Below are 8,509 nucleotides of genomic sequence, written 5' to 3' on the forward strand. Positions count from 1 at the left end.
CTTTACGAATCATGCCGCGCACTTCCGGCGTATCCGCAAGTTCCACACAATGTCCGGTGTGCCGCAACCCGAGACCCCGTATCGTCGAACGGTGCTTGGCGGTAACACCAATCAGGCTACGCACCAAGGTCACTTTCAACATTTTACTCATGACCAGTCTCTCCCTGCCCCAAAATCTCTTTCAAGGTTTTGCCGCGCTTCATCGCGATCGACTGCGGGGTAGCCAACTTTTCGAACGCATTGAATGTTGCGCGCACCACGTTGATGGGGTTGTTCGACCCCAACGATTTGGCGACCACGTTGCGCAGACCCACGGCCTCACATACGGCGCGCATCGCGCCACCGGCGATGACGCCACTACCCTCTGGAGCTGGACGAAGAATCACGCGCGCAGCGCCATGTCTGCCCTCGACAGGAAAGGGAATGGTACCACGCATCAGCGGAACCTGGGTTAGATAGCGACGCGCTTGGTCCGTAGCTTTCTGTATTCCTGCCGGCACTTCTTTGGCCTTACCGCGACCAAAGCCAACCTTCCCATCGCCATCACCGACCACCATCAACGCCGCAAAACCAAACTGTCGTCCACCTTTGACAACTTTGGAAACCCGATTGATGTGAATCAATTTTTCCAACATGCCATCACTTGGCTGTTGACTCTCCCGATTCTCTCTTGCCATCGTAATACTCCGTCAAAAGGACAGTCCGCTTTCGCGGGCTGCCTCGGCGAGGGCCTTGACTCGGCCATGAAAGCGATAACCACTGCGGTCGAACGCGACCTCGGTGATCCCCAGATCTTTCGCTTTTTCCGCCACACGCTTGCCAATGGCCGCCGCACTCTCGGCACTGCCGCCGTTTTTTAAGGCACTACGCATCTCTTTCTCCACGGAAGACGCCTGCGTAAGAACCCGACCCTGGCTATCGTCGATGATCTGAGCGTAGATATGTTTCCCGGAACGGAAGACCGCAAGGCGGAGCTTGCCCTGCGCGGCAATGCGCGCACGGGTCTTTCTAGCACGCCGAAGACGACTGATATTCTTGTCCATTGCTGATCTCCCTTACTTCTTCTTGGCTTCTTTACGCCGGACCTGTTCGCCGGCATAACGAACACCTTTACCCTTGTAGGGCTCCGGTGGCCGATAAGCGCGGATATCTGCTGCGACCTGACCAACGAGCTGTTTATCGACTCCGCGAATCACGATCTCGGTCTGCGAGGGCGTTTCGATGGTGATGGAATCGGGAACGGGATACTCGACTGGGTGGGAAAAACCCAGACTGAGCCCCAGGGTTTTGCCTTTAGCCTGGGCACGATAGCCGACCCCGATGATCTCCAACCTTCTCTCGAAGCCTTGCGATACACCACGCACCATATTCGCAAGCAGAGCACGCGCGGTACCGGCGTGGTGCACGACCTGCGGTTGCCAATCGAGAACCGCAGATTCTGCTTCAATGCGGATACCCACACCCTCCTGCAAGGGCATGGACAACTGACCCTTGGGACCCTTGACCACGACCGTCGTGTCTTCGACGCGAACTTCTACGCCCTTCGGCAAACTAACCGGCTGTTTTGCTATGCGCGACATAGTTCCCCCTTAGGCTACTACACAGAGCACTTCGCCGCCGATACCCTCGGCACGTGCCGCGCGGTCGGTCATGATGCCCCGAGAAGTAGAAACGATGGCGATACCGTATCCATCCCGCACGCGGGGAAGGCTATCGGCACCACGGTAAATGCGCACCCCAGGACGACTGATGCGGCGAATCTCGCTGATAACACCCTCTCCCGCATAGTATTTCAGGGTAATGCGAAGACTCGGGTGTCCTGCCAGCACATCATCGGCTACCTCGGCAATGTACCCTTCTTCCAGGAGCACCCGCGCGATGGCACGCTTGAGCTTCGAAGCCGGCACCTGGACGACACTCTTACCTACTGCCTGCGCATTGCGAATGCGGGTCAACATATCTGCGATCGGATCTGTAATACTCATCTTTCCCTCACCAACTGCTCTTCACAACGCCGGGGATATTCCCCGCCGAGGCATGCTTGCGCAGGCAGAGACGGCAGAGTCCAAACTTGCGGTAGTAACCGTGGGCGCGCCCACATAATTGGCACCGGTGGTAGGCGCGCACCCGAAACTTCGGGGTGCGCGCTGCCTTGGCAATCATCGATTTCTTAGCCATTGCGATTCTCCTCAGGCGCGGAAGGGCATCTTGAAGGCCTTGAGCAGACCCAGAGCCTCCGCATCATTCTTGGCGGTGGTGGTGAAAGTTACGTCCAAGCCCCGCAAACGATCGATCTTGTCATATTCGATCTCTGGGAAAATGATCTGCTCCTTGACCCCCAACGAATAATTGCCTCGACCGTCGAAAGATTTGGGAGAAAGGCCACGAAAATCGCGTATCCGCGGAATCGCGACAGACACCAAGCGATCCAAGAACTCGTACATCCGATCGCCGCGCAGGGTCACCTTGCAGCCAATGGGATATCCCTCGCGGATTTTGAAGGCAGCAACCGACTTGCGCGCCGTGGTCACAATGGGCTTCTGGCCAGCGATACGAGTCATGTCGGCAAGCGCAGCCTCCAAAACCTTTTTGTCGCCGACTGCCTCACCAACACCCATATTCAAGGTAATCTTCTGCAAGCGCGGGACTTCCATTACGCTCTTGTATCCGAACTCTTGAATCAACCGGGGGACGATTTGTTCCTTATAAATTTTTTGCAACCGTGCTTCCATCAGTGCTGCCCCCTCAATGCTTGGCCAACTGTTCGCCGTTGCTCTTGAACACGCGAACCTTGCTGCCGTCGGCGAGGAACTGATACCCGATGCGGTCCGCCTTGCCAGTGGCCGGATTGTAAATTGCCAAATTGGAAAGCTGAATCGGCGCTTCCTTCTCGATGATACCGCCGCCGTTCCCCATTCGATCTGGACGTTTGTGGCGCTTGATCATGTTCACTTTTTCCACAATGGCACGCCCTTCATCCGGAAATACGGCCAACACTTTGCCGCGCTTACCTTTGTCCTTGCCGGTGAGGACCACTACCTCGTCATCCTTACGAATCTTGCTCATGCGCGACTCCTACAACACTTCGGGCGCGAGCGAAATGATTTTCATAAAATTGGCGCCTCGCAGCTCGCGCGTAACCGGGCCAAAGATTCGCGTGCCAATCGGCTGTAACTGATTGTTCAGTAACACCGCAGCATTGTTGTCGAAACGGATAACGGAGCCGTCTTCGCGACGCACGCCCTTGCGGGTACGAACGATAAGAGCGTTGTACACATCACCTTTTTTCACTTTACCCCGCGGCGCCGCATCCTTGATACTGACTTTGATAACGTCGCCAATGTCCGCGTAGCGCCGATGCGAACCACCCAACACCTTGATACACATGACTTCACGGGCGCCGCTGTTGTCGGCAACCGCGAGTCGGCTTTGCATCTGAATCATGACGCCACCTCTTCTGCCAGGGCATGACCAACGATCGAAACCAAACGCCAGGTCTTGGTTTTCGATAACGGGCGGCACTCTTCAATGCGCACCGTATCACCAATCTGACACTGGTTTTCCTGATCGTGGGCGTGAAATTTCTTGGAACGCCGAATGTATTTCTTGTAGAGAGGGTGTTGAATACGCCGCTCGACCAAGACGACGATGGTCTTGTCCATGCGATTACTCACTACCGTTCCCACTAGGCTGCGGGGATTCTGTTCCATACTCATCGACTCACCTTCGCCTTTTTACCAATTTCGGTACGCATGCGCGCAATATCACGCCGAACGCCACGCAAACGGGCAGTATTCGCCAATTGATTGGTGCCATGTTGCATGCGCAGCCGGAACTGTTCTTCCAACAGCTCCAACAACCGCGTCTGACATTCTGCAGCAGACAATGCTGCTAATTCCTTTTGCTTCATCCCATCACCCGCCGTTCTACTACGATGGTCTGCACTGGGAGCTTGGCAGCACCAAGGCGCAGGGCTTCACGAGCGATTTCTTCCGAAACGCCCTCCATCTCATACAAAACCTTGCCAGGCTGGACTAGGGCTACCCAATATTCGGGGTTACCCTTGCCTTTACCCATGCGTACCTCCGCCGGCTTTTTACTGATCGGCTTGTCGGGAAACACGCGGACCCAAATCCGCCCGCCACGACGCACATAGCGATTGATGGCGCGTCGCGCTGCCTCGATCTGTCGCGCCGTGACCCGCCCGCGAGTGACGGCCTTCAAGCCGTATTCACCAAAGCTGACCTTGTTGCCGCGCGTGGCGAGACCGCGGTTGCGGCCCTTGTGCTGTTTGCGAAATTTCGTCCGTTTCGGTTGTAACATCACCGCTCTCCTTACTTCTGCCCAGCGGCAACGCTAGCGGCGCTGCTCCACTCGAGGATTTCTCCCTTGAAGATCCAGACCTTGACACCAATGATGCCATATGTGGTCTTGGCCTCCGCAAAGCCGTAATCAATGTCTGCGCGCAGGGTATGCAATGGTACACGACCTTCTCGGTACCATTCGGTCCGCGCGATTTCTGCGCCACCAAGCCGCCCGGCACAATTGATGCGCATCCCTTGCGCGCCAAAACGCATGGCATTGGTGACAGCGCGTTTCATAGCCCGGCGAAACATTACTCGCCGCTCGAGTTGCTGTGCCACATTCTCGGCGACCAATTGGGCATCCAGTTCGGGCTTGCGAATCTCTTCAACATTCACATGAACGGGGACGCCCATACGCTTTTGCACCTCTGCGCGTAGCGTCTCGATATCCTCGCCCTTCTTACCGATTACTACACCGGGACGAGCCGTGTGCAGGGTAATGCGAGCGCTGCGCGCTGGCCTTTCGACGGTGATCGAAGAAATCGCTGCACCGCTCAGCCGCTTGCGAATAAAGTCGCGGATACGAATATCCTCTAACAATTTGTCTTTGAAATCTCCCTTGCCGTACCAGCGGGAATTCCAATTCTTAACGATTCCCAGACGCAGTCCGATCGGATTGGTTTTCTGACCCATGCTTTCCTCGCTTACTGTTCGGCAACTACGATGGTGATGTGGCTGGTGCGCTTGAGAATCCGCGTACCGCGTCCCTTCGCCCGTGCCGCAAAGCGCTTGAGCACTGCGCCGCCATCAATCATGATCGATTCGACCACAAGGGCATCGACGTCCGCACCTTCGTTGTTCTCTGCATTGGCGATGGCAGACTCCAGACACTTACGGATGGGCAGCGCCGCCTTTTTGCGAGTAAAACGAAGGATGTCGAGGGCCTTGTCGACCGGCTGCCCGCGGACCAAGTCGGCAACCAGCCGAGCCTTCTGGGGAGACATCTGCAATCCTTTCAATACCGCCGTTGATTTCATCTGTTTACCCTCAACGCTTGGCTTTCTTGTCGGCAACGTGACCTTTGAACGTCCGCGTCAGCGCGAACTCGCCGAGCTTATGCCCGACCATGTTCTCGTTGACGACCACTGGTATATGTTGCTTACCGTTGTGGACCGAAAAAGTCAGACCGATGAAATCGGGGGTGATGGTTGAGCGACGCGACCAGGTCTTGATCGGCTTGCGGCTATTACTGGCCTGGGCCTCTTGTACCTTCTTGTCGAGATGATGGTCCACGAATGGGCCTTTCTTGATAGAACGTGGCACGACGAATTCCTCTTACCTGATCAAGACTTCCGGCGGCGAACGATCATGCCGCTGGTGCGTTTGTTACGTCGGGTGCGATACCCCTTGGTCGGCTGCCCCCAAGGAGAAACGGGGTGACGCCCACCGGAGGTGCGCCCTTCACCCCCACCATGCGGGTGATCGACCGGGTTCATGGCAACACCGCGAACGGTGGGGCGAATACCGCGCCAGCGCGTCGCTCCAGCTTTGCCGAGTTGCCGCGACGCATGCTCATCATTGCCTACGACCCCGATCGTGGCGCGGCAGGATACATGAATTTTCCGCACTTCGCCAGAGCGCAGTCGGAGCTGGGCATAGTCACCTTCACGCGCCATCAACTGCGCTGAGGCGCCAGCCGATCGTGCGAGCTGCCCACCCTTGCCAGGACGCATCTCGATATTGTGCACGACGCTGCCCACCGGGATTTTACGCAACGGCATACAGTTACCGGGCCGGACGGGGGTATCCTCACCAGAAACCAAGGTATCACCTGCCTGGACTCCTTTCGGCGCCAAAATGTACCGGCGCTCGCCGTCGGCATAGCAAAGCAGGGCGAGATGCGCACTACGGTTTGGGTCGTATTCGATTCTCTCCACCTGCGCTGGGATTTCAACCTTATCACGCCGGAAATCGACGATGCGGTAATGGTGGCGGTGGCCGCCGCCGGAATGGCGGCGAGTCACCCGCCCCTGATGGTTACGCCCACCGGTCTGCGCCTGGCTGTGCACGAGACTTTTGACGGGTCCACCCTTGTGCAGATCGGTGTTGACCACTTTAATGACGAAACGACGTCCGGCGGATGTCGGTTTGGTACGAACAAGAGCCATGATTTCTCCTACCCTTCTCAGGCGACGCCGAGGTCGATGCTATTGCCTTCGGCAAGACGAACGTAAGCCTTCTTCCAGGCCGGGCGTCGTCCCTGTTGCCGTCCCATCCGCTTCGGTTTACCGTCGTAATTGAGCGTCTGCACCCCAAGCACGTTTACCTGGAATAACTTTTCCACTGCGGACTTAATTTCCGCTTTGGTCGCGTCGCGCGCCACTTTGAAAACGTACTGGTTAGCCGTCTGGGTCTGGATCGTGCTTTTTTCGCTGATCACCGGCGCCAGCAACACGAGATATTGCCGTTCGCTATTCATCCGTACACCTCCGCAAACTTGTTCGCCGCGGCAACATCCATGAGGACCCGTCCATAGCGTAGGAGATCTGCAGGTCCAACATCCTGCCATTCGGCCACACCGACATGCGGGAAGTTGCGCAGCGACAGGAAGAAATTCACCGGCGCCTCAGCCAGCACGACCAGCACATCATCGCCTCCCGCTGCCTCTAACCAGGCGCGTCCGAGTTTTGCCTTTGGCTCGGGGAAATCCTCAGTCGCGATGATCTGCAGGCGCTCTTGACGCAGCAACTCGGCCAGAACACTACGCATGGCGCCAGCCCACATCTTCTTGTTGACCTTCTGCTTGTAGCTCTGGAGGCTACCAGGAAAAGCCCGCCCGCCACCACGCCAAATGGGGCTCCGAATGCTACCCGCGCGCGCGCGCCCGCCGCCTTTCTGTTTCCAGGGCTTGCGTCCGCCACCGCGCACCGCAGAGCGATTTTTCTGTACCGCGCTACCGCTGCGCAGCCCGGCCAACTGCGCCACTACCACTTGGTGGAGCAGCGGCTCGTTGTACGGTGCGCCAAAAACGGCATCGGAAAGTTCGACTGTCTCGGCATTGCCGCTGCTGATGTGTTTACTGTTGACTTCCATCATGCTGCTCCCAATTATCCGCGACGCGTCGGTCGCAACAGGACATGACCGTCATTGGCGCCGGGGACACTACCTTTGACCATGACCAAGCGACGCTCAACATCCACCCGCACGATCTCCAGATTAAGGGTAGTGATCCGTTCGTTGCCTAACTGGCCAGCCATCTTTTTCCCTTTGAACACCCGTCCCGGAGTTTGTCGGCAACCGATGGAACCGGGGGCACGATGCGAGAGCGAGTTACCGTGGCTTGCCCGATTGCTGCGGAAATTATGCCGCTTGATCGCTCCCGCGAACCCCTTTCCCTTACTGATGCCAGTGACGTCGATGCGCTGACCAACATTGAACATCTCGATGGATAGCTCTTGCCCAGCTTGATAAGAACCAGACTCATTCAGACGGAATTCCCGCAAAAAACGACGTGGTTCCACTGCGGCCTTACGGAAGTGACCGGCCATCGCGCCAGTGAGGCGCTGTGGGCGAACACTACCAACGCCAACCTGAATCGCCTCATAGCCATCCCGCTCTGCTGTCTTGACCTGGGTCACTACGTTTTCGGGGAGATGGACGACGGTTACCGGCACGACCTTGCCGCTCTCTTCCGCCACCCGCGTCATCCCAACCTTGCGACCAATCATGCCGATTGTCATCTTCTTCTCCTTACAGCTTGATCTCTACATCGACGCCAGCGGCAAGATCGAGCTTGATGAGGGCATCGACAGTCTTGTCGTTGGGATCGAGGATATCCAAGAGGCGTTTGTGCGTGCGCTGCTCAAACTGGTCGCGGGCATTCTTGTCGACATGCGGCGACCGCAATACGGTAAAACGCTCGATCTTGGTGGGTAGTGGGATCGGGCCACAAACCCGAGCTCCCGTACGTCGCGCGGTCTCGACGATCTCTGCCGCGGAAATATCGAGCATGCGATAGTCGTACGACTTGAGACGTATACGAATCTTTGAGCCTTCCATCATTCCACCACCTTCGACACCACGCCGGCACCGACGGTACGGCCGCCTTCGCGCACGGCAAAACGCAGACCGTCTTCCATCGCAATCGGAGCAATCAGGCTCACCTTGAACTGCACGTTGTCGCCCGGCATCACCATCTCGACACC

20 protein-coding genes and 1 pseudogene are annotated in these 8,509 nt (G+C 57.1%); all 21 read right to left on the reverse strand.

Annotation, left to right across the window (positions count from 1 at the left end):
* Nucleotides 1-151, reverse strand: a 151-nt coding sequence (gene rpmD / locus RTI30_RS10635) for a 50S ribosomal protein L30 (protein ID WP_312283747.1), incomplete at its 3' end; no start/stop codon positions are given.
* Nucleotides 144-677 (reverse strand): 30S ribosomal protein S5, encoded by a 534-nt coding sequence (gene rpsE / locus RTI30_RS10640; protein ID WP_312274726.1) that lies wholly within the window; start codon nt 675-677, stop codon nt 144-146. The genes rpsE and rpmD, both read right to left, overlap by 8 nt.
* Nucleotides 678-689: 12 nt before the next feature.
* Nucleotides 690-1,043, reverse strand: a complete 354-nt coding sequence (rplR, locus tag RTI30_RS10645) for a 50S ribosomal protein L18 (RefSeq protein WP_312262052.1) — start codon at nt 1,041-1,043, stop codon at nt 690-692.
* Nucleotides 1,044-1,055: 12 nt separating this feature from the next.
* Nucleotides 1,056-1,580 carry a 50S ribosomal protein L6 gene (rplF, locus tag RTI30_RS10650; protein ID WP_312262050.1) on the reverse strand — a complete coding sequence of 175 codons (525 nt, stop codon included), beginning with the start codon at nt 1,578-1,580 and terminating at the stop codon, nt 1,056-1,058.
* Between the two features lie 9 nt (nt 1,581-1,589).
* Complete coding sequence (gene rpsH / locus RTI30_RS10655; protein WP_312262048.1) at nt 1,590-1,985, reverse strand: 30S ribosomal protein S8; 396 nt, start codon at nt 1,983-1,985, stop codon at nt 1,590-1,592.
* Nucleotides 1,986-1,992: 7 nt separating this feature from the next.
* On the reverse strand, nt 1,993-2,178 hold the full coding sequence (locus RTI30_RS10660) for a type Z 30S ribosomal protein S14 (protein WP_248883791.1): 186 nt from the start codon (nt 2,176-2,178) through the stop codon (nt 1,993-1,995).
* An 11-nt stretch (nt 2,179-2,189) separates the two neighbouring features.
* Entirely contained in the window at nt 2,190-2,732 is a 543-nt protein-coding gene (gene rplE, locus RTI30_RS10665; RefSeq protein ID WP_312262045.1) for a 50S ribosomal protein L5, read from the reverse strand.
* A 13-nt stretch (nt 2,733-2,745) separates the two neighbouring features.
* Nucleotides 2,746-3,066 (reverse strand): 50S ribosomal protein L24, encoded by a 321-nt coding sequence (gene rplX / locus RTI30_RS10670; RefSeq protein WP_312262043.1) that lies wholly within the window; start codon nt 3,064-3,066, stop codon nt 2,746-2,748.
* A gap of 9 nt (nt 3,067-3,075) precedes the next feature.
* Nucleotides 3,076-3,444, reverse strand: coding sequence for a 50S ribosomal protein L14 (gene rplN, locus RTI30_RS10675; RefSeq protein WP_215871585.1), 369 nt, complete (start codon nt 3,442-3,444; stop codon nt 3,076-3,078).
* The gene (gene rpsQ, locus RTI30_RS10680) at nt 3,441-3,710 is read right to left on the reverse strand and encodes a 30S ribosomal protein S17 (protein WP_409449701.1); all 270 of its coding nucleotides are present in this window, start codon (nt 3,708-3,710) and stop codon (nt 3,441-3,443) included. The genes rplN and rpsQ overlap by 4 nt, the downstream gene beginning before the upstream one ends.
* Nucleotides 3,711-3,712: 2 nt before the next feature.
* Nucleotides 3,713-3,910: a 50S ribosomal protein L29 gene (gene rpmC, locus RTI30_RS10685; protein WP_312262037.1), complete on the reverse strand. Its 198-nt coding sequence runs from the start codon at nt 3,908-3,910 to the stop codon at nt 3,713-3,715.
* Nucleotides 3,907-4,323, reverse strand: coding sequence for a 50S ribosomal protein L16 (rplP, locus tag RTI30_RS10690; protein ID WP_312262036.1), 417 nt, complete (start codon nt 4,321-4,323; stop codon nt 3,907-3,909). The genes rpmC and rplP overlap by 4 nt, the downstream gene beginning before the upstream one ends.
* An 11-nt stretch (nt 4,324-4,334) precedes the next feature.
* Nucleotides 4,335-4,997, reverse strand: coding sequence for a 30S ribosomal protein S3 (rpsC, locus tag RTI30_RS10695; RefSeq protein WP_312262034.1), 663 nt, complete (start codon nt 4,995-4,997; stop codon nt 4,335-4,337).
* Nucleotides 4,998-5,008: 11 nt separating this feature from the next.
* Entirely contained in the window at nt 5,009-5,341 is a 333-nt protein-coding gene (gene rplV, locus RTI30_RS10700) for a 50S ribosomal protein L22 (RefSeq protein ID WP_312262032.1), read from the reverse strand.
* Nucleotides 5,342-5,351: 10 nt separating this feature from the next.
* The gene (gene rpsS / locus RTI30_RS10705) at nt 5,352-5,627 is read right to left on the reverse strand and encodes a 30S ribosomal protein S19 (RefSeq protein ID WP_312262031.1); all 276 of its coding nucleotides are present in this window, start codon (nt 5,625-5,627) and stop codon (nt 5,352-5,354) included.
* A 20-nt stretch (nt 5,628-5,647) separates the two neighbouring features.
* Entirely contained in the window at nt 5,648-6,472 is an 825-nt protein-coding gene (gene rplB / locus RTI30_RS10710) for a 50S ribosomal protein L2 (protein ID WP_312262030.1), read from the reverse strand.
* A 17-nt stretch (nt 6,473-6,489) separates the two neighbouring features.
* Nucleotides 6,490-6,783, reverse strand: coding sequence for a 50S ribosomal protein L23 (gene rplW / locus RTI30_RS10715; protein ID WP_312262029.1), 294 nt, complete (start codon nt 6,781-6,783; stop codon nt 6,490-6,492).
* Nucleotides 6,780-7,397, reverse strand: a complete 618-nt coding sequence (gene rplD, locus RTI30_RS10720; protein ID WP_312262028.1) for a 50S ribosomal protein L4 — start codon at nt 7,395-7,397, stop codon at nt 6,780-6,782. The genes rplW and rplD overlap by 4 nt, the downstream gene beginning before the upstream one ends.
* A gap of 14 nt (nt 7,398-7,411) precedes the next feature.
* Nucleotides 7,412-8,044: a 50S ribosomal protein L3 gene (gene rplC, locus RTI30_RS10725; RefSeq protein WP_312262027.1), complete on the reverse strand. Its 633-nt coding sequence runs from the start codon at nt 8,042-8,044 to the stop codon at nt 7,412-7,414.
* 10 nt (nt 8,045-8,054) lie between these two features.
* Nucleotides 8,055-8,363: a 30S ribosomal protein S10 gene (rpsJ, locus tag RTI30_RS10730; protein WP_248883803.1), complete on the reverse strand. Its 309-nt coding sequence runs from the start codon at nt 8,361-8,363 to the stop codon at nt 8,055-8,057.
* Nucleotides 8,363-8,509 (reverse strand): annotated as a pseudogene (tuf, locus tag RTI30_RS10735) (elongation factor Tu); the annotation flags it as partial. The gene rpsJ and the pseudogene tuf, both read right to left, overlap by 1 nt.

The organism is Candidatus Igneacidithiobacillus taiwanensis (assembly GCF_031962545.1).
Classification (GTDB): domain Bacteria; phylum Pseudomonadota; class Gammaproteobacteria; order Acidithiobacillales; family Acidithiobacillaceae; genus Igneacidithiobacillus; species Igneacidithiobacillus taiwanensis.

Coding starts and splice junctions, on each gene's coding strand:
- RTI30_RS10660 (WP_248883791.1), bottom strand. CDS start 2,178: ATGGCTAAGAAATCGATGATTGCCAAGGCAGCGCGCACCCCGAAGTTT.
- rplD (WP_312262028.1), bottom strand. CDS start 7,397: ATGGAAGTCAACAGTAAACACATCAGCAGCGGCAATGCCGAGACAGTC.
- rplE (WP_312262045.1), bottom strand. CDS start 2,732: ATGGAAGCACGGTTGCAAAAAATTTATAAGGAACAAATCGTCCCCCGG.
- rpsE (WP_312274726.1), bottom strand. CDS start 677: ATGGCAAGAGAGAATCGGGAGAGTCAACAGCCAAGTGATGGCATGTTG.
- rpsC (WP_312262034.1), bottom strand. CDS start 4,997: ATGGGTCAGAAAACCAATCCGATCGGACTGCGTCTGGGAATCGTTAAG.
- rpmC (WP_312262037.1), bottom strand. CDS start 3,910: ATGAAGCAAAAGGAATTAGCAGCATTGTCTGCTGCAGAATGTCAGACG.
- rplX (WP_312262043.1), bottom strand. CDS start 3,066: ATGAGCAAGATTCGTAAGGATGACGAGGTAGTGGTCCTCACCGGCAAG.
- rplP (WP_312262036.1), bottom strand. CDS start 4,323: ATGTTACAACCGAAACGGACGAAATTTCGCAAACAGCACAAGGGCCGC.
- rpsH (WP_312262048.1), bottom strand. CDS start 1,985: ATGAGTATTACAGATCCGATCGCAGATATGTTGACCCGCATTCGCAAT.
- rplR (WP_312262052.1), bottom strand. CDS start 1,043: ATGGACAAGAATATCAGTCGTCTTCGGCGTGCTAGAAAGACCCGTGCG.
- rplV (WP_312262032.1), bottom strand. CDS start 5,341: ATGAAATCAACGGCGGTATTGAAAGGATTGCAGATGTCTCCCCAGAAG.
- rplC (WP_312262027.1), bottom strand. CDS start 8,044: ATGACAATCGGCATGATTGGTCGCAAGGTTGGGATGACGCGGGTGGCG.
- rplB (WP_312262030.1), bottom strand. CDS start 6,472: ATGGCTCTTGTTCGTACCAAACCGACATCCGCCGGACGTCGTTTCGTC.
- rpsQ (WP_409449701.1), bottom strand. CDS start 3,710: ATGGAACAGAATCCCCGCAGCCTAGTGGGAACGGTAGTGAGTAATCGC.
- rplW (WP_312262029.1), bottom strand. CDS start 6,783: ATGAATAGCGAACGGCAATATCTCGTGTTGCTGGCGCCGGTGATCAGC.
- rplN (WP_215871585.1), bottom strand. CDS start 3,444: ATGATTCAGATGCAAAGCCGACTCGCGGTTGCCGACAACAGCGGCGCC.
- rpsJ (WP_248883803.1), bottom strand. CDS start 8,363: ATGGAAGGCTCAAAGATTCGTATACGTCTCAAGTCGTACGACTATCGC.
- rplF (WP_312262050.1), bottom strand. CDS start 1,580: ATGTCGCGCATAGCAAAACAGCCGGTTAGTTTGCCGAAGGGCGTAGAA.